The sequence below is a fragment of the Pseudomonas sp. 8 R 14 genome, assembly GCF_900005955.1.
Classification (GTDB): domain Bacteria; phylum Pseudomonadota; class Gammaproteobacteria; order Pseudomonadales; family Pseudomonadaceae; genus Aquipseudomonas; species Aquipseudomonas marginalis.
Genome location: NZ_CVTH01000089.1, coordinates 185,229 through 208,147, shown reverse-complemented (window position 1 = coordinate 208,147; position 22,919 = coordinate 185,229). Strand labels below are relative to the sequence as shown.

The 22,919-nt window shown below is 60.9% G+C and carries 25 protein-coding genes; 16 read left to right on the top strand and 9 right to left on the bottom strand.

From position 1 onward, the window contains the following. Positions 1–26 precede the first annotated feature (26 nt). Positions 27–293, bottom strand: coding sequence for a hypothetical protein (locus tag BFQ01_RS31980; RefSeq protein ID WP_074846368.1), 267 nt, complete (start codon positions 291–293; stop codon positions 27–29). A gap of 414 nt (positions 294–707) precedes the next feature. On the opposite strand from BFQ01_RS31980, the gene BFQ01_RS28700 reads away from it, so the two are divergent. Further along, positions 708–1,157 (top strand): hypothetical protein, encoded by a 450-nt coding sequence (locus tag BFQ01_RS28700; protein WP_051429370.1) that lies wholly within the window; start codon positions 708–710, stop codon positions 1,155–1,157. Between the two features lie 133 nt (positions 1,158–1,290). Next, positions 1,291–2,307 carry an ABC transporter substrate-binding protein gene (locus tag BFQ01_RS28695; RefSeq protein ID WP_065927978.1) on the top strand — a complete coding sequence of 339 codons (1,017 nt, stop codon included), beginning with the start codon at positions 1,291–1,293 and terminating at the stop codon, positions 2,305–2,307. A gap of 83 nt (positions 2,308–2,390) precedes the next feature. On the opposite strand, the gene BFQ01_RS28690 is transcribed toward BFQ01_RS28695, so the two are convergent. Together BFQ01_RS28690 and BFQ01_RS28685 are read right to left on the bottom strand one after the other, a co-directional pair. Further along, on the bottom strand, positions 2,391–4,517 hold the full coding sequence (locus tag BFQ01_RS28690) for a TonB-dependent receptor (RefSeq protein ID WP_065927940.1): 2,127 nt from the start codon (positions 4,515–4,517) through the stop codon (positions 2,391–2,393). Positions 4,518–4,612: 95 nt separating this feature from the next. Then, on the bottom strand, positions 4,613–5,002 hold the full coding sequence (locus BFQ01_RS28685; protein ID WP_065927939.1) for a DUF2946 domain-containing protein: 390 nt from the start codon (positions 5,000–5,002) through the stop codon (positions 4,613–4,615). Between the two features lie 92 nt (positions 5,003–5,094). Here BFQ01_RS28685 and BFQ01_RS28680 point away from each other — a divergent pair, with 92 nt between their 5' ends. From BFQ01_RS28680 to BFQ01_RS28670, 3 genes are all read left to right on the top strand, one after another. Continuing rightward, positions 5,095–5,532 carry a DUF3995 domain-containing protein gene (locus tag BFQ01_RS28680; protein ID WP_065927938.1) on the top strand — a complete coding sequence of 146 codons (438 nt, stop codon included), beginning with the start codon at positions 5,095–5,097 and terminating at the stop codon, positions 5,530–5,532. A 116-nt stretch (positions 5,533–5,648) separates the two neighbouring features. Next, entirely contained in the window at positions 5,649–8,150 is a 2,502-nt protein-coding gene (locus tag BFQ01_RS28675) for a TonB-dependent siderophore receptor (protein ID WP_065927937.1), read from the top strand. 274 nt (positions 8,151–8,424) lie between these two features. Then, positions 8,425–8,754 (top strand): hypothetical protein, encoded by a 330-nt coding sequence (locus BFQ01_RS28670; protein ID WP_026136677.1) that lies wholly within the window; start codon positions 8,425–8,427, stop codon positions 8,752–8,754. 13 nt (positions 8,755–8,767) lie between these two features. Here BFQ01_RS28670 and BFQ01_RS28665 read toward each other — a convergent pair whose 3' ends face one another. Further along, complete coding sequence (locus BFQ01_RS28665; RefSeq protein ID WP_065927936.1) at positions 8,768–9,667, bottom strand: LysR family transcriptional regulator; 900 nt, start codon at positions 9,665–9,667, stop codon at positions 8,768–8,770. 109 nt (positions 9,668–9,776) lie between these two features. On the opposite strand from BFQ01_RS28665, the gene BFQ01_RS28660 reads away from it, so the two are divergent. The 3 genes from BFQ01_RS28660 (at position 9,777) to BFQ01_RS28650 (ending at position 11,625) form a co-directional block, all read left to right on the top strand. Then, complete coding sequence (locus tag BFQ01_RS28660; protein WP_065927935.1) at positions 9,777–10,835, top strand: AbrB family transcriptional regulator; 1,059 nt, start codon at positions 9,777–9,779, stop codon at positions 10,833–10,835. A gap of 78 nt (positions 10,836–10,913) precedes the next feature. Continuing rightward, positions 10,914–11,360: a GNAT family N-acetyltransferase gene (locus tag BFQ01_RS28655; protein ID WP_065927934.1), complete on the top strand. Its 447-nt coding sequence runs from the start codon at positions 10,914–10,916 to the stop codon at positions 11,358–11,360. Positions 11,361–11,364: 4 nt separating this feature from the next. Further along, positions 11,365–11,625 (top strand): hypothetical protein, encoded by a 261-nt coding sequence (locus BFQ01_RS28650; RefSeq protein WP_065927933.1) that lies wholly within the window; start codon positions 11,365–11,367, stop codon positions 11,623–11,625. 265 nt (positions 11,626–11,890) lie between these two features. Here BFQ01_RS28650 and BFQ01_RS28645 read toward each other — a convergent pair whose 3' ends face one another. Continuing rightward, positions 11,891–12,835, bottom strand: a complete 945-nt coding sequence (locus BFQ01_RS28645) for a GGDEF domain-containing protein (protein ID WP_065927932.1) — start codon at positions 12,833–12,835, stop codon at positions 11,891–11,893. A 116-nt stretch (positions 12,836–12,951) separates the two neighbouring features. Next, positions 12,952–13,092, bottom strand: a complete 141-nt coding sequence (locus tag BFQ01_RS32680; RefSeq protein WP_162844259.1) for a hypothetical protein — start codon at positions 13,090–13,092, stop codon at positions 12,952–12,954. A 222-nt stretch (positions 13,093–13,314) separates the two neighbouring features. Between BFQ01_RS32680 and BFQ01_RS28640 the strand changes: the two genes are divergently transcribed. The 5 genes from BFQ01_RS28640 (at position 13,315) to BFQ01_RS32675 (ending at position 15,408) form a co-directional block, all read left to right on the top strand. Next, a complete protein-coding gene (locus tag BFQ01_RS28640; protein ID WP_065927931.1) occupies positions 13,315–13,626 on the top strand; it encodes a YXWGXW repeat-containing protein in 312 nt (103 codons plus the stop codon). Positions 13,627–13,657: 31 nt separating this feature from the next. After that, complete coding sequence (locus BFQ01_RS28635) at positions 13,658–14,236, top strand: RNA polymerase sigma factor (RefSeq protein ID WP_065927930.1); 579 nt, start codon at positions 13,658–13,660, stop codon at positions 14,234–14,236. Then, a complete protein-coding gene (locus BFQ01_RS28630; protein WP_065927929.1) occupies positions 14,233–14,658 on the top strand; it encodes a hypothetical protein in 426 nt (141 codons plus the stop codon). Before BFQ01_RS28635 ends, BFQ01_RS28630 begins: the two co-directional genes overlap by 4 nt. After that, on the top strand, positions 14,655–15,140 hold the full coding sequence (locus BFQ01_RS28625; RefSeq protein WP_065927928.1) for a periplasmic heavy metal sensor: 486 nt from the start codon (positions 14,655–14,657) through the stop codon (positions 15,138–15,140). The genes BFQ01_RS28630 and BFQ01_RS28625 overlap by 4 nt, the downstream gene beginning before the upstream one ends. A gap of 94 nt (positions 15,141–15,234) precedes the next feature. Then, positions 15,235–15,408, top strand: a complete 174-nt coding sequence (locus tag BFQ01_RS32675) for a hypothetical protein (RefSeq protein ID WP_159440245.1) — start codon at positions 15,235–15,237, stop codon at positions 15,406–15,408. A 187-nt stretch (positions 15,409–15,595) separates the two neighbouring features. On the opposite strand, the gene BFQ01_RS28620 is transcribed toward BFQ01_RS32675, so the two are convergent. Continuing rightward, positions 15,596–15,958: an NUDIX hydrolase gene (locus BFQ01_RS28620; RefSeq protein WP_065927927.1), complete on the bottom strand. Its 363-nt coding sequence runs from the start codon at positions 15,956–15,958 to the stop codon at positions 15,596–15,598. A 127-nt stretch (positions 15,959–16,085) separates the two neighbouring features. Between BFQ01_RS28620 and BFQ01_RS28615 the strand changes: the two genes are divergently transcribed. The 3 genes from BFQ01_RS28615 (at position 16,086) to BFQ01_RS28605 (ending at position 18,487) form a co-directional block, all read left to right on the top strand. Then, entirely contained in the window at positions 16,086–17,066 is a 981-nt protein-coding gene (locus BFQ01_RS28615; RefSeq protein WP_065927926.1) for a Gfo/Idh/MocA family protein, read from the top strand. A 19-nt stretch (positions 17,067–17,085) separates the two neighbouring features. Next, positions 17,086–17,715: a ribonuclease T2 family protein gene (locus BFQ01_RS28610; RefSeq protein ID WP_065927925.1), complete on the top strand. Its 630-nt coding sequence runs from the start codon at positions 17,086–17,088 to the stop codon at positions 17,713–17,715. Positions 17,716–17,899: 184 nt separating this feature from the next. Further along, the gene (locus BFQ01_RS28605; protein WP_065927924.1) at positions 17,900–18,487 is read left to right on the top strand and encodes a LysE family translocator; all 588 of its coding nucleotides are present in this window, start codon (positions 17,900–17,902) and stop codon (positions 18,485–18,487) included. On the opposite strand, the gene BFQ01_RS28600 is transcribed toward BFQ01_RS28605, so the two are convergent. Together BFQ01_RS28600 and BFQ01_RS28595 are read right to left on the bottom strand one after the other, a co-directional pair. Further along, positions 18,429–19,316, bottom strand: a complete 888-nt coding sequence (locus BFQ01_RS28600) for an AraC family transcriptional regulator (RefSeq protein ID WP_065927923.1) — start codon at positions 19,314–19,316, stop codon at positions 18,429–18,431. The genes BFQ01_RS28605 and BFQ01_RS28600 overlap by 59 nt on opposite strands. A 73-nt stretch (positions 19,317–19,389) precedes the next feature. Further along, positions 19,390–22,836, bottom strand: a complete 3,447-nt coding sequence (locus tag BFQ01_RS28595; RefSeq protein WP_065927922.1) for a hypothetical protein — start codon at positions 22,834–22,836, stop codon at positions 19,390–19,392. Positions 22,837–22,919 lie beyond the last annotated feature (83 nt).

Below are 22,919 nucleotides of genomic sequence, written 5' to 3'. Positions count from 1 at the left end.
TGTTGAAGGGCGGCGGCGCAGTAAAGTCATCCGGGTGACGAAACGATTCCGCCGTGCAGTGAGGCCTCCAGCCGCTTGGCCAGTTCACAGGCCTCGATGTGGTCGCTGCGAAAGCCTTTGATCCTGCCACTGGTGACTTCGCGGATATGGAAGAAGTTTCTTCCGGCGGGTACAACTTGGTAAAGAACGGAATCGGGGTACCCGTTGGGACTGCGTAAGCAGTAGTATTGCTGTTCGTCCTGACATGATGAACGAGTGCGGGAAGACATAGCGTCGTATTGACGTCGTTGCATGGTCAGCTCCTGTCGATCGATCTTGTTGACCCACCAGCGGCGTTACAGGTGGTTTTGACCCGTGTTGCTGTTTTAGTATTGTCGTCGGCAGTCGGCGTCTGGTTCCACGCCGAGGTGTTTTTGTTTGTATGAGCTGTCGGAAACTGCGTTTTTAATAGTGTTATTCTCTGAAGCGGGTCGACCGGTATTCTCTGGTTATTGAACCTGTGATCTCCTGCGATGCCTGATGTCCCTGCGCAAGGCCCATCGTGCATGCCTGTCCGGGGCTTTGGGCGCAGCAACGGGGTCTTCTTCAGTTTTCCATGAATGTGTTGTGTGATCGTGCCGAGATGGCCGTTTCTTTGTGCTGCCCGCTCCGGCGGACAGTGCTCTTTTCGATGTGGGGGCGTTTCCTTGGCAGTCAGTAATCTGGATATGCACGCGTTGTTCGTGCTGGGCGATTTGCGCGCAAAGTTGGTCAAGCAGTTTCAATCCCGTTTTGTTTACATCACTGAGCAGACGCCGGAAGGCATCTACATCGCCGAAATCGATACCGAAGCGGCAATGGTTGTGGATGACAAACCCCGTCTGGAGCTCAAGGTGGGCGACCATTTCCGTGCTGCGGTATTGCCCAGTCGCGAAGGTGGAAAGTTCGAACTCAAGTTCCGCGACATCAAGTTGACGGTGTATGGCTTGGGCGACTATGCCTTTGTGTCCTCGCCCGAGGGCCAGGGCATCGTCTTCAAGGAAGGCCACAGTGTGATGCTGGTGTTTGCGGCCCATGAACAACTGCAGGAAGGCCTGACCAAGACCCTCAAGGCCGTGACCGGCAAGGCCGCCAAATGGCGCAAGGGTGAGCTGGTGACGTTCAAGGCCAGTGAATAATCGGTAAATACTGCGAACATCTCCTATCTCCCGGAACCTCTACTACAGTTGAGTTGACTTAACTATTCAGAGGCTTCGCGCATAGACAGCAAAGCCGTTCGTTGTTTGCTGCGACATCGCGAGGTGCATGGGCATGAAAGGATTGAGAACGCTGTTGGCTGCATCGCTGACGACCCTGGGTCTATCGGTGGCTTCACTGCCAGTTTCGGCCGCGCCAGCGCCGGTGCACTTTGCCGACCTGAACTGGGAAAGCGGCAGCCTGATCACCGAAATACTGCGGGTCATCGTCGAGAAGGGCTACGACTTGCCCACCGACACCTTGCCCGGTACCACCATCACCCTGGAAACCGCCCTGGCCAAGAACGACATCCAGGTCATCGGTGAAGAGTGGGCCGGCCGCAGCCCGGTGTGGGTCAAGGCCGAGGCCGAAGGCAAGGTGGTGGGCCTGGGCGATACGGTCAAGGGGGCCACCGAGGGGTGGTGGGTGCCGGAGTATGTGGTCAAGGGCGACCCGGCCAAAGGTATCAAGCCCCTGGCGCCGGACCTCAAGAGCGTGAAGGACCTTGCGCGCTACAAGGACGTGTTCAAGGACCCGGAGTCTCCCGGCAAGGGGCGCTTCCTCAACAGCCCCATCGGCTGGACCTCGGAAGTGGTCAATAAACAGAAGCTCAAGGCCTATGGCCTGGATGACAGCTACGTGAACTTCCGCAGCGGTTCGGGAGCTGCACTGGATGCCGAAATTGCCTCGTCCATCCGTCGCGGCAAACCGGTGTTGTTCTACTACTGGTCACCGACGCCGTTGATGGGGCGCTACAAGCTGATCCAGCTGGAGGAGCCACCGTTCGATGCCGAGGCCTGGAAGACCCTGACGGATGCGGATAACCCCGATCCGAAGCCTACGCGGTCGCTGGCGTCCAAGCTGAGTATTGGCGTGTCCACGCCGTTCCAGAAGGAACATCCGCAGATTGCCGGGTTTTTCCAGAAGGTCGAGTTTCCGATCGAGCCGCTGAATAAAGCCCTGGCGACCATGAGCGAGAACCACACCGCGCCCCGGGAGGTGGCCCAGGCGTTCCTCAAGGAGCATCCTGAGGTGTGGAAGGCGTGGTTGACCGAGGATGTGGCGCAGAAGGTCGAAGCCAGCTTGAAGTAAACACGGCGCTTATTGCCGAGCGGAGATCAAAAATAATGTGGGAGGGGGCTACACCCCTCCCACATGTTGTTTGCACTGTCGCTTCAGAATTTGGTTTGCACCGCCAGCTCGAATGTCCGTGGCGCTCCCAGGTAATACGCTGGCGACACATGGGCAAACTCGGCATACACCTCATTGGTCAGGTTGCGCACCCGGCCGGTCACCGAGGTGTGTGAATCCACCTGGTAGCGCAGGAACGTCCCGAACAGCGTGTAGGCCGGCACCGTCTGGGTGTTGGCATTGTCCGCATACACCTCGGCGACATAGCGTGCATCCACACCGCCTTGCCAGTCCTCGGTAAAGTCATAGGTCAACCACAGGTTGCCGATGCGCCTGGGCACGTTGGTCGGTGTATTGCCCTTGCGCGAGACCACCGCGCCACTGGCGATTTTCTCGTTGAACTCATCGTATTCGGCATCCACCCAGGCGATGTTGCCTTCCGCCAGCAGCCTGGGCGTGATGCGCAATGAACTGGCCAGCTCGATGCCCTTCGATGACTGCGCGCCGACCGGGATGCTCGTGGTCGGGTCCTGCGGGTCGGTTACGGCAAAGTCCTTGCGTTCGATCTTATAGACAGCAACGGTGGCCGAGCCACGGCCGTCCAGGTAGTCGAACTTGCTGCCCACCTCCCATTGTTTGCCGGTCGACACATCGAACACCTGGGTGGTCGTACTCGGTTGCTCGGCGGCGGTGCTGTATTGCACGTAGACATTGGCCGATGGGATGAACTGGTAAGTCAGGCCGACGCGACCGGTCACCGGTTCCCAACGGCGCTTGAAGTGCCGTGGGTTGGTGGCCGTGACCTCGCGGTGGTTGGTCACATCCAGGTCGATGGCGTCGTAACGCAGGCCGCTCAGCAGCGAGAGTTTATCGGTAAGGCCCAGGCGGTTCTCCACGAACAACGCCTTGGTGGTGACCTCATTGGTCTTGTCCTTGCCAAAGTTCTCCCGGGTACGCGGGATGTCGTAGAAGTACCCGGGGGCGAAGCCGTTCGGGTCCACCGTGCTGTTACCCGGCACATTCAGCGGCGTGTTGGTTGTGCTGTTGACCTTGTACTCAAAACCACCGGACCAGGTGGTCGACAGGCCGAAGAGGCGGTCGTCATGGCGCAGCTCGAACTGGTTGCCGTGCTGTTCGCCCTGGTGACGCACCTGGTAGGCGGTCGAGCGGTTTACCGCACTGTTGTCGGCGTTGTATTGGTAGGTTTCGAGGTTGCGGTAATCACGCTGGCTATCGAGGTGGTAGAGCGTATTTTTCAGCGTCGTGCTGTCGTTGACCCGGTAGTCGATGATCGAGCGCGCCCAGATCGTGCGCTGCTCGTAACGGCCGTCGGCGACGTTGTAGTTATTGAAACGGTTGTGTTTGTCGATCTTCAGCTCGCCGGCCTTGGGGTTGAGCACCGGCGTGCCCCAGTAAGGGCTGTCTTCCTGTTCATCCTGGTATTCCAGGGCCAGGGTATGGGACAGGTCGGGAGTGAGGTCGCTGAGCAGGGAAAACGCCAGGCTCCAGGCCTCACGCTGGTCGCGGTCGATGTAGCTGTGGTTGGTGTTGCGGCTCACATCCAGGCGCGCGTAATGCTGCACCTCGGCGCCGGGCTCGGTCAGCGCGTGATTGACGCCGAATGCCATGCCGGTGGTGTCGTAGCTGCCATAGGTGAGCTGACCTTCGGCGGCCTGCTCCTCACGGGTGGCCAGCTTCGTCACATAGTTGAGCGAGCCGCCTACGGAGCCGGCGCCGTTGATCAGGGAGGAGGGGCCGCCCACCAGTTCCACGCGGTCATAGATCCAGGCATCCACGGGGCGGGCCAGGCCGGTGGCGACATTGATACCGTTGAACATCTGGGTGATCTGGCTGCTGGTAAACCCACGGTAAGAGACAAACCCGCCAAAACCCGGCGGCGCACTGGCGTTGACGCCGGGCAGGGTGTTGGCGGCATCGCGGAACGTCTTGGCACCATGGCGCTCGATGTCACTGCGGTTGGCAATGGCAACCGACGCTGGGGTTTCCCGCACGCTCAGTCCCAGACGCGACGCCACGCCGCTGGATTGATCCAGGGTGAGGCCGGGTTCGGCAGTTGATTCGCCATCAATGGTGGTCGGAGCCAGTTCGATGGCCCAGGCGCAGGCAGGCAGGCAGCCGAACAGGCCCGCCAACAGGGGTAGATGTTTCATGGTTGAATCCTGAAAAACTTGGCTTGAAAACAACGCACGACCGTCCGTCATTCCGTGTGGAACCGGTGGTCAGTGCAGATTGGAAAGCAAAGGGATCAGGCGAAGGCGGGGGGCGCGCGCGGGTTAGCCGTGGGCCAGGTGAAGCGGGCAGGGATATCAGCGGCCAGCACGACGGCCGGCGGCGGTGCATGGGGTTGTGGCACCACCGCCACATTCAGGTTGGAACTGAGCGCCGGGCCCATGCCGCCGGTGGAGCACAGCGGGCAACCAAACGCCTTGGACAGCGTCGGCAGGTTCTCATCGGTGGAGTTGGACGGCTTGGGCGCCTGGGTACGCGGGTCGACGGTACAGAACTGCCCGCCGATGCCATTGAGCTGCATCCCCACCATCTGCCCGTGACCGATACTGCAGGCGAATACATTGAACAGGACGCAGCAATAGAGCATCCAGGCAATGAGCGAGCGGTCGGCACGGGCGATTTTCATGGGGCGGCACTTTACCATCAGCCGCCGACGAAATGCCTGCAAAAAATCCCAGGGCGACTATCCTGTTTCGCACCTTTCAGGGAGAACCCGCCATGAGCTTTGTCATCGCACGATGGATCGTCGGCGTTTTTACCTGCATCAGCATGGTGCACTTGTACTGGGCTGCCGGCGGCAAACTCGGCAGCCTCGCCGCCATCCCCCAACTGCCCGGCGAATTCGCCAGCGGGCCTCGCCCTGCATTCAAGCCCTCGGCGCTGGGTACCTTTCTGGTGGCGATGGGCTTGGTCGGCATTGCGCTGCTGGTGTGCCTGCGGGCCGGGCTGTACTTTTCGGCGGTCTCCCATGCGGCGCTGCAATGGGGAATCAGCGCGATCGCCCTGCTGATGTTTGCCAGGGCGATTGGGGATTCGGAGTTGGTGGGTTTTTTCAAGAAGGTCGGCGGGTCACGGTTTGCGCGGTGGGATACGTGGTTCTATTCGCCGTTGTGCCTGGCGTTGGGGGTGGGATTGTTGGTGGTGGCGTGGGGTTAATGAGGGAGACACAACACACCGATCTACGCCGCCCAAATAAAAACTGCTCTCATTCTTGCCCGATTTGCCGACCTGGCCGTCATGGTTAATAGAACCTCTATTACCCAGGATTTCCCATGTCGCGCCTTGCTCGCCCCTTGCACCCACTGGCCTTGTCAGTGGCGTTGGCTTTCGCCGCCGTGCCGTTGCTGAACGTCCAATCCGCCTTCGCCGAAGAAAGCCGCAGCGCTGTACGCGGCTTCCAGATTCCGGCCGGTGACTTGAGCCAGGCGCTCAATATCCTGGCCGAGCAGGCGGGCCTGGTATTGGCGTTTGATGCGAGCCTGACACGCGGCAAACGCAGCAATGGCTTGAGCGGGCAGTATGCCACCGACGAGGCGCTGACCCAGTTGCTCGCCGGCAGCGGCCTGCAGGCGCTGAAGCTCTCGGCCGACCGCTACCGCCTGGAAGCCATCCCGGATAACGGCGGCGCCATGCAGCTGCAGGCCACCACCATCAGCGGCGCCTACCAGGCCGAAAGCCCTACCGGGCCGGTGTCCGGTTATGTGGCTACGCGCAGTTTGTCGGGCACCAAGACCGATACCGCGCTGATCGAGACCCCGCAGTCGATCTCCATCGTCACCAAAGACCAGATGCGCGCACAGAACGCCGAGAGCCTCAACCAGATCCTGCGCTACAGCGCCGCGGTCATCCCGGAAACCCGCGGCGCCACGGCGTCGCGTCTCGACCAATTGACCATCCGTGGGTTTGCCCCGGCCACTTACCTGGACGGCCTGCGCATGCCGTCGAGCCGTGATGCCTTGCCGCAAAAGGATGCCTTCGACCTGGAGCGCGTCGAAGTGCTGCGCGGCCCGGCGTCGGTGCTGTACGGGCAGGGCACGCCGAGCGGGGTGATCAATATGGTCAGCAAGCGCCCGCTGGATACGCCGTTCCATGAAGTGGGCGTCGAATACGGCACCTTTAACAAAAAGCGCACCACCTTCGATTTGAGCGGGCCGATTGACGATCAAGGCGTGTATTCCTACCGCGTCGCGGGGCTGTTCGACGATGCCGATGGCCAGGTCGATCACACCGAAACCCGTCGTCAGTCGTTGTCCAGCGCGTTCACCTGGCGGCCGGACGAAGACACCTCGCTGACCTTGCTCGGGCATTTCCAGAAGGACCCCAAGGGCGCGTCCTACGGTTCGGTGCCGGCCTGGGGCTCGGTATTGCACAGCCCGACCGGGCGCAGCATCGACGTGGACTTCTACGACGGCGAAAAGAACTTCGAGAAAAGCGATCGCGAGTACTACTCCATCGGCTGGGCCTTCGAGCATCACGTCAACGATGTGTGGACGGTGCGCCAGAACGCGCGTTACCTGCGCAGCGAAGGACGCTATCGCAGCCTCTACAGCAACTACCTGCTGGCGGATTACCGCACCATCCGACGTTCCACCATTGCCAGTGACGTCGACATGGATGCCTACACCCTCGATAACCAGGTGCAGGCCAAATTCGACACGGGCCCACTGCAACACACCCTGCTGATGGGGCTCGACTACCAGAACACCAGCACCGACACCCTGTTGGGCTCAGGGACGTATACCGCCGGGCCGACCCTGGATATTTTCAACCCGGTCTATGGCGCGGCCGTGCCGGTACCGGCGTACACCACCGACGGTACGTCGCGCAGCGAACAGACCGGGGTCTACCTGCAAGAGCAGATGAAGTGGGACAAATGGGTGCTGTTGCTGGGCGGTCGTTATGACTGGGCCAGCACCGACAGCACCACCAAGACCCTGCGCACCGGGGCCAAGAGCCAGTCCTCCCTGGACAGCAAGGCCTTTACCGGGCGTATTGGCCTGGTCTATCTCTTCGATAACGGCCTGGCGCCGTATGCCAGCTATGCGGAGTCGTTCAACCCGCAGTCGGGCACCGGTTACGGCGGTTCGGTGTTCAAGCCGACCGAAGGCAAGCAGTATGAAATCGGCATCAAGTACCAGCCGCCGGGCAGCAACAGCTTTATCACCGCTGCGATCTTCGACCTGCGCCAGACCAACGTCCTCACCACCGACCCGGACCCCACCCACTTGTGCGGCAGCGGTCGCTGCCAGAGCCAGGACGGCGAAGTGCAATCCCGTGGTTTTGAGCTCGAAGGCAAGGCCAGCCTCAACGACAACCTGGACATCACGGCGGCCTATGCCTACCTGGATAACCGCATCAGCAAGTCCAACAACACCGTGCGCTATGCGCCCATCAGCGACATCGGCGTAGGCCCAGCCATCAATGCCGAAGGCACCACCACTTATGCGGTGCCGCGTCACACCGCGTCGGCGTGGGCGGACTACACCTTCCACGATGGCAACCTCAAGGGCTTCGGGGCCGGTGCCGGTGCGCGTTATGTCGGCTCATCTTGGGGCGACACGGCTAACACGCTGAAAGTACCGGGCTACACCTTGTTCGATGCGGCGGTGCACTACGACATCCAGAACATCGTCAACCTCAAGGACAACCTGCGGCTGGCGCTGAACGCTACCAACCTGGCGAACAAAGAGTACGTCGCGTCGTGCTACTCGTACTCATGGTGCTGGTATGGCTCGCAGCGTACGGTGCAGGCGAGTGCCACCTACCAGTGGTAAGTACCTGGGCCTGTGTAGTGAGCGAGCTTGCTCGCGCTGGGCTGCGAAGCAGCCCCAAAACCAGGCACCGCGTTCTACCTGATACCCATAGGTGTATTGGTGGGGGGCCGCTTCGCGCCCCAGCGCGAGCAAGCTCGCTCGCCACAACAAGCGGGCTCATCACAGGGCCATCAGTTGTCATTCGGTTTCACCGATAAGGCAATTTAGTGGCCCCTTTGTAACAAAATCCTCGCCAGAATCGCTTTTATTTTCAGGTGGTTAGGTGAGGAAGCAAATGCGCACTGTTGGAATCATGCTGATCGCCTGCTCCCTGGCCGGCGGCGCGGCTGCCGTGCAGGCACGGGAGCTACGCGAGGGTGACAAGTACATGTGCAGTTGGGGCGCCGGCACGGCTGCCAGGGCCCAGGAACTCAAGCTGTCGGGGGTGTCGTTGTACGCCGCGCGGCAGAAGATCCAGACCATCAAGTTCAATAAGTCCTGGATGCGCATGATGGCCATGGGCATCACCGAACAGACGTATGACAGTCGTTCACGGCTCAAGCCCGAAGCGATTCGCCAGAGTTTCTATCAGGATTGTGTGCGCTACAAAGTGGCACGCAAATGAGTGGCCAGCCCGCTTAGCGTGTCAGCGGCGAGCTGGCATCCTCCTGGAAATACACCTTTGCCGTTTCAATAAACCGCCGATTGGCCTGGGACAAATACTCACTGGCGCGCCAGCACAGGTTGAAGTGCATGAATTGTGCAGGCTCGAAAGACACACCCGTGAGCCCGACCTCCTGCTCTTGAACTGACCGCAGCAGGGTGGAAACCCCCATGCCGCTGCGGGTGGCGGCAATCACCAGCGGAACGAAATTACTTTCCAGGGCAATATTGAAACGCACGCGGGCATCGCTGCAAAAGGCATCCAGCAGGTGGCGTTGCAGGAAGGTGTTGTCGAAGACCAGCATGGGCTCGTCCTGCAATTGCGCCGCCGTGATCGAAGGTGCCCCTGCCAACGGATGCCTTTCGTGCATGCACAACACCATCTCATCACTGCCGAGCAGCACCGACTCCCAGTCCGGGTCAACCCGTCGCGACTCCAGCAGCGCCACATCAATCTGCCGTGTGGCCAGGCGTTCGCTGATGTCATCGGCACTGCCTTCCACCACATGCATGGCAATGCCGGGATAACGCGCGCGAAATTGCATCAACAGTTCGGGAATATGGCGGATGCCATACATAGGCGGCACACCGATGCGGATCTCGCCGCTGTGCAGTTGAGTCAGGTCCTGCAGCTCGCGGCGGGCACCAGCCAAACCTTCCAGGCAGGCTTCGGCGCGCGCCAGGAACAATTGGCCTTCGGCAGTCACGCTGATTTGCCGCGTAGCACGGTTGAACAGGGCGACACCCAGTTCCTCTTCCAACCGACTGACTGCCATGCTCAATGCCGGTTGCGCCACATGCAGCGCCTGCGCGGCCTTGGTGAAGCTGCCTTGGCGGGCGATTTCGACGCAGTACTCCAGGGCTTTCAGGTTCATAAGGGCTCGCATAACAAAAGTTGATGATTTGCTTAACAAATGGATATTTTCTGTGATGATGTCAAGTCTATAACCTGTCGGCATTCTTCTCCATGCCGGGTTCATCACAATGCGCAACCTTCGCCAGTATTGGCTCCTGACCCTCATCATCGGCGCCTTGGGCGGCAGCGTTGCCAGTTGGGCGGGGTGGCCGTTGCCCTGGGTGATTGGCTCGCTGGTCGCCGTGATGCTGAGCCGATGCTCCGGCGCGCGGGTGCCGGAAGTGCCCCACGGGCGCAAGATCGGGCAACTGATCGTGGCGGTGGCCATCGGCTGTCATTTCACCCTGCCGGTGATGCAGCAAGTGGTGACCCATCTTGGCCTGATCGTAACGGCAGTGATGCTGACGCTGGTGCTGGCCGTGTGTTCGGTACTGATCCTGCACCGCTGGGGCGTTTCATTCGGTACGGCGTTCTTCGCGTTGATGCCGGCCAATTCCACTGAGATGGTGCACCTGGGGCGCCAACGTCAGGCGGACACATCGTTTATCGCGGCGGCCCATAGCATTCGGTTACTGCTGATCCTGCTGGCGGTGCCCGCCGTCGCCACCTTTGGAATGCCGCACGTGGCTGTTCGTGTGCCGTTGCCGGTGATCTGGCCCTGGCTGGTGTTCATCCTGGCGATGAGCGGGCTGGCAGCCCTGGGCTTCCAGCGCTGCAAACTGCCCAACCCATGGACGTTCGGGCCGTTCCTGATCTGCGCGGTGGGAGTGGGCTGCAACAACCTGTCGATGAGCATGCCAGGCTGGCTCAGTGGCACCGGCCAGCTGTTGATCGGCTGCGCGCTCGGCGTTGCGGTTGACCGTGGTTTTTTCCTGCGGGCGCCGGGTTTTCTGTCGAAGGTGTTGCTGTTGTTGGCGGGTTCGGTAATTGCCACGGCCCTCGCCGCGTGGGGACTTGGCGCCTGGCTGGGCATGCCGTGGCTGTCGCTGGCCTTGGGCATGATGCCCGGCAGCGCGCCGGAAATGAGCCTGACCGCCGAGGCCCTGGGCCTGGCGGTGACGCTGGTGACCGCGATGCAGGTGATCCGGATGTTGCTGATCCAGGCGGCGTGCCTGCCGCTATTGAGGCTGCTGGACCGTACCCCGCAGGTGCGTACGCCGGCGAGTGCAGGCTCAGGGTTCTGGTAGGCCGTCGCTTACAAATCCACGACATTCACTGTGTTTCAATTTGCATACAATTGCGTCCTTCACTAAGGGGGGGCCGGTATGCAAACGCTAATTCGCGCGGCGACGCAGGACGATGTCGATACGCTGTTCGAGATCCGCACGTCGGTGGTCCAAAACCATTTGAGTATTGAGCAGATGGCTGAACTGGGCATCACGCCGCAGCTGCTGGCCGATAGCATGCGTGAAGCGCCCTGCGTATGGATTGCCGAAGTGGATGGCCAGCCAGTCGCTTTCGCCATGGTCGACCTGGCTGAAGGTGAGGTATTTGCGATGTTCGTGTTGCCGAGTCACGAGAACCTCGGGTTGGGCCGTCAACTGATGGCGGTCGCCGAAGCGGCGCTGTTTGAACACCATGACAGGCTGTTCCTGATCACCGACGGCCGCGACGAAATCCGCGCCAACGGTTTCTACCGGCACTTGGGCTGGTCGGTGGTGGAGCGGGTGGAGGGTGACGACGTTCGCTACCAGAAGAGCAGGGCAGGGTAAGCCGATGAGCCCGGCAGCCCGCCCATCGTCCACCAGCTTGCGCTCCCTCGCGGTCGGCGTGCTGTGCGTTGCGGTAGTGCTGGGGGGCTATTTCGTGCAACTCAACGCCAAGGCGGATCGCCAGCGCGAAGAAGCGGCCGAGCGTTTGGCACTTTGCCGACAGGTTGAGCGGGTCGCCAGTGTGGCCACATCCGGTGGCCTCGAACTTCGCGATACCTGCAAGCAATTGAGCGAGGGCGGATCGAAGAGTGTCACGCCGCCGTAACTTATAACCATTTTTTATAAGTGGGAATAACGGCGGTAGTTGCACCAAAAAGTGGCACTTATATACTTCGTTACCTTAAAAAATATGTGGTTATTGAAGGACTTACACCGCTTCTAATCCGACGAAAGGATATAAAATTTTCTTGTTACAGCTTTTTACACTCGTTACTATAGCCGGGCGTTCACCTCCCACGGTTTATGCATTTTTAAATCCCAAGTTTCCATCAGCTACTTGGGATTTTTTTTGCCTGCGATTTGACCCGGCATCAAACTTCCCCGTCTGCAAACTCTGCGCGCATTCGCCCGTTGCGTTTGGCCTGGTAGAGCAACTTGTCGACATCTTCGACAAAACCCAGCATCGGGCTGTCGGGTTTGACGATGCGCGTACCCACGCCGAGGCTCAGGGTCAACAGGTTGGATACCGCTGAAAAGCCATGTTCGATCTGTTGCTGGCAGATCAGGTGCAGGCAGCGCTGTGCCACCTGTTTGGCCGAGGCTGCATCGGTTTCCGGCAGCAACCACACAAACTCTTCACCGCCGATACGTGCAATGAAGTCCCGGGGCCGGTTGGCGGCGAGTGACAGGGTACGCGCGACCTCGCGCAGGCATTCGTCACCCTTGATATGGCCGTAGTGGTCGTTGTACTGCTTGAAGAAATCGATATCCAGGATGATCAACGACAGTGGCAACTGGCTGCGCAGGGCGCTGGCCCATTCGCGCTCCAGCACGGTGTCGAACATGCGCCGGTTGGCGATGCCGGTGAGGCCGTCCTGATAGGAATATTCCTCGAGTTGCTTTTGCAGGCGCACCAGATGTTCTTCGGTCTTCTTGCGTTCACTGATGTCGAACATAAAACCAATCAGCGCCTCGACTTCGCCGTCCTTGCGCACCACATGCACCACGTCGCGAATCCACACGTAGTCGCCGTTCACCGTCAGCGCCCGGTAATCCGCCTCATGGTCCACCCCTGCACGGGATTGCGACACGCAGAAATTCACCACGTATTCGCGGTCGTCCGGGTGCATGCGCGAGACCCAGTCATCGACGCTGACCCAGCTTTGCGGGGTCCAGCCCAGCAGCGCTTCGATCTGCGGGCCGATATAGCTGAAGGTCATGGTCTGCCAGTCGATACGCCAGGGGATGGCCTTGGTCGACTCCAGCAGCGTGCGGTATACGTCGCTGTCGGGCTGGCTCGGAGGGGCAATGCTCATGGTGGACGGCTCGAATGATGGCTAAGTGCCCAGAGCGTCGTGTGATCGACGGTGGGAGTCAAGCGCTTGCCGAGGCAGCAGACGAGAGGTCGTGTGACGGGCATGGCGGCGGCCAGCTAGCCGATGACAGCATGGCTGGGCGCGTCCACTGCGCCGTAGTAACGCCAGCAGCAATGACGGTGTTCCGGCACGATCACGCAGCCGCTGAGACTGACGATCAGCGCAGCGGCAACCAGCAGGGTAAGTCGACGGTACATGGTGTTTCCTCTTGGTTTGGCCGGGGTTAATCCTTCAACGCGGCGACCGGCGAAAATCCGTCGCAATCCTTTCAGACATTTCATCAAGCCCCGCCAACCCCTGAGCAATACTGGTCTCGCACCCTGCTGAAAAAATCTGCGCAGCCCGCGACGGATTTTTGTGCACGCGCCGTTCAACCCATCAGCAACCTGCACTTTCGCGGGTTGCATGGAGGAGTTGCCATGAGAGCCCTGGCCACATTGCGTTTAACCGTGCTTGTTCCGCTGGCCCTCGCCGCGTTTGTCAGCACCCCGACGTTTGCCCAGACCGAGATCATTATCCAGCAGGCACCGCCGCCGCAACGTGTGGAAATGATCCCGGCCGAGCGCCCCGGCTATGCCTGGGACCGTGGCCACTGGCGTTGGGAAGGGCGCGGTTATGGCTGGGTACCGGGCCACTGGCAGCCAGTGATGCGTCATGCGCGCTGGGAGCCTGGTCATTGGGAAGCCCATGGCCCCAACTGGTACTGGCGCGAAGGGCATTGGATCCGCTGAACCCTGACCCTTGGCCCTGAGAACTGCCCGATTGAAAGACACTGATCCGGACGTTGAGCTGCTGGCGCGTATCGGCAATAACGAACCTGCCGCCGTCAATGAAATGGTGACGCGCAAGCTCCCGCGTTTGCTGGCGCTCGCCAGTCGGATCCTGGGGGACGCCGACGAGGCCAAGGACGTGGCCCAGGAAAGCTTCCTGCGCATCTGGCGCCAGGCCGCCCACTGGCGCAGTGGCGAGGCGCGTTTCGACACCTGGCTGCACCGGGTCGCGCTGAACCTGTGCCACGACCGCTTGCGGCGGCGCAAGGAGCGCCCGCTGAGCGATGAGGCGGCGGTGGAGGTGGCAGACAGCTCGCCATCGCCTGAAGAGCAACTGGAGACCCAGGACCGCAGTACACGCATGGCCGCCGCGTTGGCGGCCTTGCCCGAACGCCAGCGCGAAGCCATCGTGTTGCAGTACTACCAGGAGCTGTCGAACATCGACGCCGCGGCCCTGATGAATATCAGCGTCGAGGCACTGGAGAGCCTGCTGTCGCGGGCCCGACGCCAGTTGCGCAGCCAACTTGCCGATACACCCGGGCTTGCCCGCCCAGGAAGGGGAAAATCATGACACCCGAACGCTTTGTGTACCTGGCCGACGTCTATGGGGCGGACCTGCGTCGCTGGCCCGCGGCAGAACGGGCAACGGCCCAGGCGCTGCTCGACAACGGCAACGTCCTTGCCCGTGTAGCCTTGCAGCAGGCGCGTTGGCTTGACAGCCAGTTGGACAGCCATCACCTGGCGTTCCCCGACCCGGCGTTGGTCCGGCAGATACGCCAATCCGCCCCACGCTCATTCTGGTCACGCTATGCCAACTGGTTATCGCCCGCCGGCCTTGTCGGTGCGGGCATTGCCGGCATCGTCACCGGGATGCTGGTGGCGTCCATGAGCGTGCCGCTGCCGATGTTGTCCTCCGACGTGCTGCCCAGTGTCTTTGATCAGGGCGACGCGGAAGTCGTCTTCAGCGTCAATGCCGAGGAAACCGAACAATGACCACCAGATCCCTGAAGCCGTGGTTGTTTGCCTCGATCCTGCTCAACGTATTTTTGATCGGTGGGGTGGGCGGCGGTCTCTACCATTGGATGGCCAACGCCCGGCCCGCCGAAGCGGTGGTCAACCAGCATGGCCTGCGCCAGGCGATGGTCAAGTTGCCGCCGGAGCGGCGCAGGGAACTGCGCCAACTGCTGCGCCGCAATCGCGACGACAGCCAGCCGCTGATCATGGCAGGGCGTGAGGCGCGGCTGGGGGTGATCAAGCAATTGGAAGCGCCGAGCCTGGATCGTGAGGCGTTGGTAGCGGAACTGGCCAAGGCACGGGAGGCCGATATGGCGCTGCGGGCGTTGGTGGACGGTACCCTGGCGCAGTTCGCCAATACCTTGCCCCAGGATGAACGGCAGCAGCTGGTGGAGGCCTTGTACAGGCGCGGGCAGGCAAAGGCCCAAGCAAAGTTGGCAGGCAAAGAACCTCGGTCGTGAGCAGGCTGATGGAACTGGAAATCTCAAAGTGCCACGAAGGTAGAGCTCAGAGAAACCTGACATTCCGTTGGGTAGAGCAACAAGGTAAAGAACGATGATCGAAAGCTCTAACGTACGTCCCGCGCAGGCTGCTGCTCAACCTAACTCTTTGGATGCAATCACCGATTTCGGCGGCGCACAGCCGGAGGACATGGCAGAGCAAACGCGGGTGAAACGCCCGGGAGAAGAATCGGCAGCAGGAAATGGCCCGTCCCAGATCAGTTTTTGAGTCTTGCCCCCAGCGGTGAGGGGAAGCGCCCTCGCCACTGATACCTCCGCCTGCCGCCCTTCACCAGGCCATGTGGGTGCCTTTGACACACACAGCGGCTGCCGCGGTCGACAGATCCTTTGTCGAACGGCAGAGAGCAAATGGCCTGGTCTAACGAAGGGGGCTGGATAACAGGTTGGGCGCTGTATTACAGACGCCGGAGAAAGGCTTTGACGATGTGCCGCGTGGCGTCGGTGGTGTCCAGTTGGTCCACGGCGCCATAGGCGTGCCACTGGCAGTCGACGATCTCGTTCAGCGGCCGCGCATCCGCGATATTCACCACCGAGGCTTCAAATACATGGTGCACGGTGTCGTGGGCCTTCAGCTCCTGCAAGTACAGCAGCCCGTCCACGTTCAATCCGGTTTCTTCTTCCAGCTCCCGTTCGGCCGCACCGACCGGGCGCTCGTCCCGTTCCACCTTGCCGCCCGGCAAGGCCCATTTTGACCTGGCCTTGCGCACGAAGAGGATATGCCCCTCGTGTTCGCAAATGACCGTTGCGCGTATTTTCATCGTCTGTGCCCCCGCAGCGGGATGAATGTCATAAAAGTGTAATGCAATTGTCATGCTAAGTGGTTATGGCGTGTCGGCGTGGGGATGTGGATACTGCCTGATTGATGAAAACGGACGAGGAAAACAGATGAGCAGCGTACGTTGGGGCATGATCGGGTGTGGCAGTGTCACTGAATTGAAGAGTGGACCCGCTTTCTACAAAGCGCCAGGTTCGGCGCTGGTGGCCGTGATGGGGCGGCGCGAGGAGGCCGTGCGCGATTATGCATCGCGACATGGGATTGCCCGTTACTACACCGACGCCCAGGCACTGATCAACGATCCCGAAGTGGACGCCGTGTACATCGCCACGCCGCCCGACAGCCACCTGGAATACAGCCTGATGGTGGCGGCGGCCGGCAAGCATTGCTGTGTCGAGAAGCCGATGGCGCTGAACGCCGAACAGAGCGCGCTGATGCAGCGCACCTTCGAGCGCGCCGGGCTGCACCTGTTTGTTTCCTACTACCGGCGCTCGCTGCCACGCTTCCAGCAAGTGCGCGCGTGGCTGCAGGACGGGCGCATCGGCACGTTACGCCAGCTGACCTGGACCCTGTGCAAGCCGCCGGCCGCCGAGGACGCCAGCGCCGCCAACTGGCGCACCGACCCGGCCATTGCCGGTGGCGGCTACTTTGCCGACCTGGCCAGCCACGGTTTCGACCTGTTCCAGTACCTGGCCGGGGATATTGTCGAAGTGGCGGGCTTTACTGCACGACAGGCCGGAAGCTATGCCGCCGAGGACGCCGTGACGGCCTGCTGGACCTTCAGCTCGGGCGCGCTGGGCATGGGCTGCTGGAACTTCGTCGCCGACCGCCGTGAGGACCGGGTCGAATTGATCGGTAGCCGTGGGCGCATCCAGTTCTCGGTCTTCGAAGACCAGCCGCTGCACCTGGAGGGCGAGACCAGCGAGGTGCTGGAAGTGCCATGCCACACGCATATCCAATGGCACCACGTATTGGCCATGAACGCGCATATTCGCGGCGAAGCCGAGCATCCGTCGCTGGCCATCGAGGCGTTGAAGACCGATCGGATCCTGGACAAGGTCCTGCAACGTAATCCCAATCTGCCGGGATGATTTTCCAAGGAATAGCTGAATGAAATACTGGATGGTCCTGTGGCTGGCACTTGCCACAACGGCGATGGCGGCCCCGCGTAGCCAAGGGACGCCTGGGGAATTTGATTTTTATGTGTTGTCGCTGTCATGGTCGCCGACCTTCTGCCTGACGCATCCGGACAACGAGCAGTGTTCGGGCAAGGGCTACGGTTTTGTGCTGCACGGCTTGTGGCCGCAATACGCGCGGGGAGGGTGGCCGGCGACCTGTGCGACGCAATCGCGCTTGAGCCGCGAAGAGATGGACAAAGGCGCGGCGCTGTTCCCGACGCGCTCGCTGCTCACCCACGAATGGGCCAAGCACGGCACCTGCAGCGGGCTGGAACCCTTGGCATACCTGGAGAAAACCGATGCGGCGCTGGGCGTGGTTGCCATCCCTGCGCAACTGCAACCGTTCAACACACCGCCGTCATTGCCTGCCCGCGAAATCGAGGCGCTGTTTCGCGAAAGTAACCCGCGCATGGGCACCCATGGGCTGGCGGTGATCTGCAAAGGCAAGGTGCTGTCGGAGGTGCGTGTGTGCCTGACCAAGGACCTGGCCTTCGCCGGTTGCCCACGCAGTGTGAAAACCCAATGCCGTGATGGCGAAATCCGCATTCCCACGCAGCGTTGAACGCCGGCATCCACACACCTGCCCAAGCCACTGCACTAGGTCGAGATCCTGGCTGAGGATGGGCGGGTGTGTGGCGTCGAAGACTGTGTGATCCACGCCCCAGGGTGATTTTGTTCAATACCGATTTGACCCGGCCTTATACCGTGGAACCCTGTTTACGCCTCATCATAAAAAGGGAACCGCAATGAGCTTGATCATTTCCATGGCCGCCTTTGCCCTGGCCACGTCCATCACGCCGGGACCGGTCAACGTGGTCGCCCTGAGTTCAGGCGCGCGCTTCGGTTTTGTCGCCAGCCAGAAGCATGTGTTCGGCGCTGCCGTTGGCTTTACCTTGCTGTTGGTGCTGATCGGCCTGGGTTTGCACGAGGTGCTGGTGCGCTGGCCCATCCTGACCCAGTTGATCCAGTGGGGTGGGGTGGCGTTCCTGCTGTACATGGCCTGGAAACTGGCGGTGGACGACGGCCAGCTCGACGCGGATGGCAGCGCGACAGCGCCATCCATGCTCTACGGCGCGATCATGCAATGGCTCAACCCCAAGGCCTGGCTGGCCTGTGTGGCGGGCATGGGCCTGTTTGTGGCCGACGGGGATGGGCGGCAAGTCTGGCTGTTTGCCAGTCTCTACCTGGTGATCTGCTACCTGTCGGTGGCGTGCTGGGCCTATGCCGGGACCTTTCTACGCCGTTACCTGGACAATCCCCACGGCGTGCGCCTGTTCAACCGCTCGATGGCCGCGTTGCTGGTGGCCAGTGTGGGTTATTTGCTGATGGCTTGAGCACCTCGCGGTATTGCCCGGGGGTGGCGGCGAAATGCTGCTTGAAGGTGCGCTGGAAGTGCGCCTGGTCTGCAAAACCGGCGGCGAGCGCTACGTCGGCGATCAACTCGCCCTTGCGCAGCTGGGTGCGGGCAAACTGGATGCGCTGGTTGACCAGGAACGCGTGGGGCGTCAGCCCGTAGTACTGCTTGAAGGCGCGGATCAGGTACGACGGCGACAGTTCGGCCGCCAGGCAGATGTCTTCGAGTTTCAACGCCTCGGTGCAGTGCGCACGGATGTACTCGGCGGCCCGCTCCAGCTTGTGGTTGACCTCGCGCATCGGTGTGGGTGAAGGGTTCAGGCGCTGCTGGACTTCGCTGAAGTAACTCACCAGTGCGCTCTGCTTTTGCAGCAATTCGGCCTGCTCGTTCACCAGCATCCGGTACAACGCCAGCAAGCCGCCGTACAGCAGCGGGTCACGGGTATGCGGCGTATTGAACGGGCGATAACCCTGGTCGGTGCTGAAGCCCAATTGGTACTGCAGCTCGGTCAGCCAGGGCGTGTCGAGGTACAGCATATGATAGGACCAGGGCTGGTCGTGGATAGGGTTGCAGGCATGCACATCGCCGGGGTTCATCAATACGACGGTGCCGGCGCTGATCTGGAATGTATCGGCGCCGTAATGGTAATAGCTGCGCCCGGTGGTGATCGCGCCGATGGAGAAGTGCTCATGGGCGTGACGGGTGTAAGTGACCTTGCGCCCGTCGGCGATGGTGCGCGCTTCGATGAACGGCAGGCGCTCGTCGCGCCAGAAGCGCGGTGCGGCGGGGAAAGGGGCGGGCGGTGTCATGGGCGCGACTCCAGGGCAGTCAAGATCAGAAACGGATCGTTGCACAGACCCTGGCGTTTGGGTAGCCGATGGCTTAATAGGGTTTCAGATTGTGCAAACGCTCGTTTCGGCGGTTGTTGATCAGCAGGACCTTTTCCACATTGTTGAGGTTCTGCGTGGACTCACTCAGATCCCGGTGGTTACTGAGCAGGCACTGGTCAACGACCATCCTGGCAATCGCTTCGAGTCGTGCCGATTGCCAGGACTTCGGTATGGGGGCGGGGTCACCCTGGGTATCCGTTATGAGGGTGGCGTCCAGGGGATGGAGCAGGACCTGCGAACTGGCGCCCGCCACGGGTTCGGAACCGGTGAGATAAGCGCTCCAATCGATCTGCAACTGAACAGGGTCTGGGGCGACCGGGTCATTCAGCAAACCGGATGGCGGGCTGGCCAGCTGCGTGACCAGCATCTGCCTGGGAAGCAGTTGCAGCAGGTAGCGATCCCGCTGGTAGCGAACACGCAACAGGCATCCAAAATGTGCGGTGATCATCGTGTCCCGGGCAGCGGGGGACGGTTTGCGCAGCAGGTACAGTTCGATGTTTCCCTGCTCCAGGCTGACGCGCTTGGGCAGCGGCAGGCAGGCCAGCAGGTAGGCAATGCACACGATATAGCTCTCACGGATGGATTCGAGCGCGGCGTGGAAGTTTTCATCAGCGTTGTGGTCCTTGAGCGTTCTCAAGGATGGCGAAAACCTGTTGACACGTACCTGTGGCTGAATCGCCCTCCAGCGTTCAATGTGCTTTAACTCACCGGCCAGATACAGTTCGGCCAGGGAAAAGGAAATATCCTGGGTACTGACTTGCGGATAGCGAATACCGGGCGGAAGGAAGGGCGCCGGCATGAACACGGTTTTGTCCAGGTGAGCGTTATCCGGATAGACCTCACGCAGGTACCTCAATGCCGCCTCCTTCTGATCCGGATAGGGGGTGTGCAGCGATCCGAAGGCATCGTTGAGTGTGCGCTTCTGTTTCTCATAGGTGCGCACGGCGAGCTCGCCTTTAAAGGGCAGGTCCGTGTCCGTCGCATCCACCACGCCATTGGCACGCGCCCAGTCGAGGACGGGATCGACCGTAGGAGGCAGCGCCCAGAATTCCCGGTTGAGCGTCGTGGCAGGGTTATGGACCAGGGTCATGATGTTCTCAAGTGTCATGTACCGGCTGGCGCCAGGGGTTTTCAGCTCGATGAAATCGACGAACTGCTTGAACACGACCCAGTTCTGGTTACACAGGTAAGGCAAGGTTTCGGGGATGTTGCGCACGAGCAATTGTGGCGCGCTGCCACTGAGCAGCAAATGCGCAGCCAATGGGGCACCCTCCAGCAGCGTCTGGCGCAGGAGGGCTTCAAGATTGCTGCGCACCAGTGCACAGTTGTCACCCCAGTAGTAATCGGTATCGATGGCCAGCCCGCCGACCAGGTTGCGTTGTGTGCCGGCCTGTTCGTCCAGGCTCAGAATCAGCGCGCTGAGCAGCAGTGTTTGTCGACGCTGTTGTGGCGTTGTACCGTGCAGTGCCGCATCGGACCAGATGACGAGGGTGCCCAGGCGCTCGACCAATAGCTGGCTGCGCTGGCTCTGCACCATCTGGTTCAGCAGCATGTCCGCTTCGGCGCGGATCCTGGGGGCGCTCTTGCCCGCCCAACAAGGTTCGCCGAGCCACTTGAACAGGGGCGCTCCATGCGCCTGTGCAAACGCCTGTTGCGCTTCGTATACCTGTCGGCGTTGTGTGCTGGATAAGGTCAGCAATGACGGCTGCGGCTGGCCCAGGCCCTGCCAGTAGTTGCCCAGCCGTGGTGTCGCAGCCCTGACGGCCCTCAGGTAGTGCGCCGCCTGCCGGGCCTGCTCCGCTGTCTTCACTTCGGGCATGCGCAGGAACTTCATCAACTGCTTGAGGGTGGCCTTCATATCACTGCGCAGCTCGCCACCCAATTGTTTGGCCAGCTCCTGCAAGGGCGTGAGACAGCGCTTGAGCGCTCGACTGGAGACGATATCGTCCGTGAGGTTTCTGCGCCTGCCGTCCCTGTCGTCCGCGCCCACGTACCCCTCTTCAGTCAGCAGTACCAGCGCCTTTTCGTCGTCGATACCGCGTTTCACGCAAATGGCGACAAATGATCTGTGCTTGATCATCATCAGCAGTTTTTCGGCGCTCTCCTCCAGCAACTGGTAGAACATCGAGTCAGTGTCCAGCTCGACCGTATCGTCGAGCTCAACCTTTTCATCGGGTTGTTTGCCAGCGCTGACTCGCTCCAGCTCTGTCTGCAGCCGATTGAAGTTATTCAGGGCGCTCAGGCTGTTTTGTTTGCGCTTGAGCCATTGCGCATCCTGGGCAGCTTCACTGCAGTACGGCTGCCCAGGCACGGATGACTGGCGCAGGCGCGCGATCAGGGCGTGCACCTCGCTGGCCTGGAGGGGGACCTCGATGGCGTAGAAGTGCATGAGCTGCGCCAGGCTCAGGCTGTTATTGGAGGCCACCTGTTCTCCCAGCAACGACGCATATTGCGCCAGGCGAATCAGCCGACCCGCCACTGGCGCACCGCCCAGGTGTGTACGCAGGCTGATACTGGTCCCCTGGATCTGCGCGGGTGAGGCCCGCAGGGAGTGATCCTCGCCGGAATAAATAAAGTATTCATCGGGACCCAGCGCAGTTGGGAACGTCTGCGTGAACTCGATCGAATTGATCACGCTCTGCAGTAATTGCGCGGCTTCTTTCAAGGTGTGCGCTACGAAGGAGTCAGACCTCAGCGTGAGGCGCTGGCGGTAAGCGAGGTAGCTGTCATGGGGTTCATCCGTGGCTGCCGCGCTGGCCATGCATTGCTCGAGGTTATCGGCCAGTTGCAGCAAATCCAGGTGCTGTGCGTGCATTTCATGGCGTGTCGCCGACTGCGCGCGGCCATTGTCACCCATCGTTGGAAAGGCATGGTAGGCCTGCAGCTCATCGACAATCATCCGCGCCTGGATCTGGTTTTTGGGCAACGTGTAGCCGTAGAACGCCAGCGTCAACTCGAGTGGCAATTCAAACGTACTGTGGCCGTTTGGCAAGTCGATATAGGGCACGCCCAGCTGGTTGGGATCAAGGATCTCGGAGATGCCCAGGATCGGCACGGACACTTCCAGCCAGCCTGGGTCGTCATGAAGATGAAAGGCCCTGGGTGTCATTTGGTCCTCGTGAATGACATTGGCGTGCAGGGAGCTTCCCATGACCTTGATGCTTCGATACTCCAGGTGCCGCGCGTCGGCCCATGCCAGGAACACGCTCTGGTTGATAGCCTTGCCGAACAGCACCATCCATTGGCCAAGCCTGGAGTTGCGGTCGACCGCGATCAACGCGGGAGGCCCCAGCAGAGTCCAATTGTGCGGTAAGGCGGGCGACAGCAGCGCAACCAGGCTGTTGATCAGCTTCAGATCATCCTGGGTGGCAAACAAGACGGGGCTGGCAGGCAGTGGCTCGGTCGCCGCAGCGGCAATCAGCGGGGCAAATTCGTACATGAATGAAGTTCCGTTTCAAGGTTGCCCAAGAAAACGTTTCTTGGGCGGAACTTCATGGTCGAGGGTTTTTACCTGGGCTTGAT

Coding starts and splice junctions, on each gene's coding strand:
- BFQ01_RS28695 (WP_065927978.1), top strand. CDS start 1,291: ATGAAAGGATTGAGAACGCTGTTGGCTGCATCGCTGACGACCCTGGGT.
- BFQ01_RS28700 (WP_051429370.1), top strand. CDS start 708: ATGCACGCGTTGTTCGTGCTGGGCGATTTGCGCGCAAAGTTGGTCAAG.
- BFQ01_RS28595 (WP_065927922.1), bottom strand. CDS start 22,836: ATGTACGAATTTGCCCCGCTGATTGCCGCTGCGGCGACCGAGCCACTG.
- BFQ01_RS28615 (WP_065927926.1), top strand. CDS start 16,086: ATGAGCAGCGTACGTTGGGGCATGATCGGGTGTGGCAGTGTCACTGAA.
- BFQ01_RS32675 (WP_159440245.1), top strand. CDS start 15,235: ATGATCGAAAGCTCTAACGTACGTCCCGCGCAGGCTGCTGCTCAACCT.
- BFQ01_RS28675 (WP_065927937.1), top strand. CDS start 5,649: ATGTCGCGCCTTGCTCGCCCCTTGCACCCACTGGCCTTGTCAGTGGCG.
- BFQ01_RS28640 (WP_065927931.1), top strand. CDS start 13,315: ATGAGAGCCCTGGCCACATTGCGTTTAACCGTGCTTGTTCCGCTGGCC.
- BFQ01_RS28670 (WP_026136677.1), top strand. CDS start 8,425: ATGCGCACTGTTGGAATCATGCTGATCGCCTGCTCCCTGGCCGGCGGC.
- BFQ01_RS31980 (WP_074846368.1), bottom strand. CDS start 293: ATGCAACGACGTCAATACGACGCTATGTCTTCCCGCACTCGTTCATCA.
- BFQ01_RS28630 (WP_065927929.1), top strand. CDS start 14,233: ATGACACCCGAACGCTTTGTGTACCTGGCCGACGTCTATGGGGCGGAC.
- BFQ01_RS28690 (WP_065927940.1), bottom strand. CDS start 4,517: ATGAAACATCTACCCCTGTTGGCGGGCCTGTTCGGCTGCCTGCCTGCC.
- BFQ01_RS28685 (WP_065927939.1), bottom strand. CDS start 5,002: ATGAAAATCGCCCGTGCCGACCGCTCGCTCATTGCCTGGATGCTCTAT.
- BFQ01_RS28610 (WP_065927925.1), top strand. CDS start 17,086: ATGAAATACTGGATGGTCCTGTGGCTGGCACTTGCCACAACGGCGATG.
- BFQ01_RS28660 (WP_065927935.1), top strand. CDS start 9,777: ATGCGCAACCTTCGCCAGTATTGGCTCCTGACCCTCATCATCGGCGCC.
- BFQ01_RS28645 (WP_065927932.1), bottom strand. CDS start 12,835: ATGAGCATTGCCCCTCCGAGCCAGCCCGACAGCGACGTATACCGCACG.
- BFQ01_RS28605 (WP_065927924.1), top strand. CDS start 17,900: ATGAGCTTGATCATTTCCATGGCCGCCTTTGCCCTGGCCACGTCCATC.
- BFQ01_RS28680 (WP_065927938.1), top strand. CDS start 5,095: ATGAGCTTTGTCATCGCACGATGGATCGTCGGCGTTTTTACCTGCATC.
- BFQ01_RS28625 (WP_065927928.1), top strand. CDS start 14,655: ATGACCACCAGATCCCTGAAGCCGTGGTTGTTTGCCTCGATCCTGCTC.
- BFQ01_RS28620 (WP_065927927.1), bottom strand. CDS start 15,958: ATGAAAATACGCGCAACGGTCATTTGCGAACACGAGGGGCATATCCTC.
- BFQ01_RS28665 (WP_065927936.1), bottom strand. CDS start 9,667: ATGAACCTGAAAGCCCTGGAGTACTGCGTCGAAATCGCCCGCCAAGGC.
- BFQ01_RS32680 (WP_162844259.1), bottom strand. CDS start 13,092: ATGTACCGTCGACTTACCCTGCTGGTTGCCGCTGCGCTGATCGTCAGT.
- BFQ01_RS28600 (WP_065927923.1), bottom strand. CDS start 19,316: ATGACACCGCCCGCCCCTTTCCCCGCCGCACCGCGCTTCTGGCGCGAC.
- BFQ01_RS28655 (WP_065927934.1), top strand. CDS start 10,914: ATGCAAACGCTAATTCGCGCGGCGACGCAGGACGATGTCGATACGCTG.
- BFQ01_RS28650 (WP_065927933.1), top strand. CDS start 11,365: ATGAGCCCGGCAGCCCGCCCATCGTCCACCAGCTTGCGCTCCCTCGCG.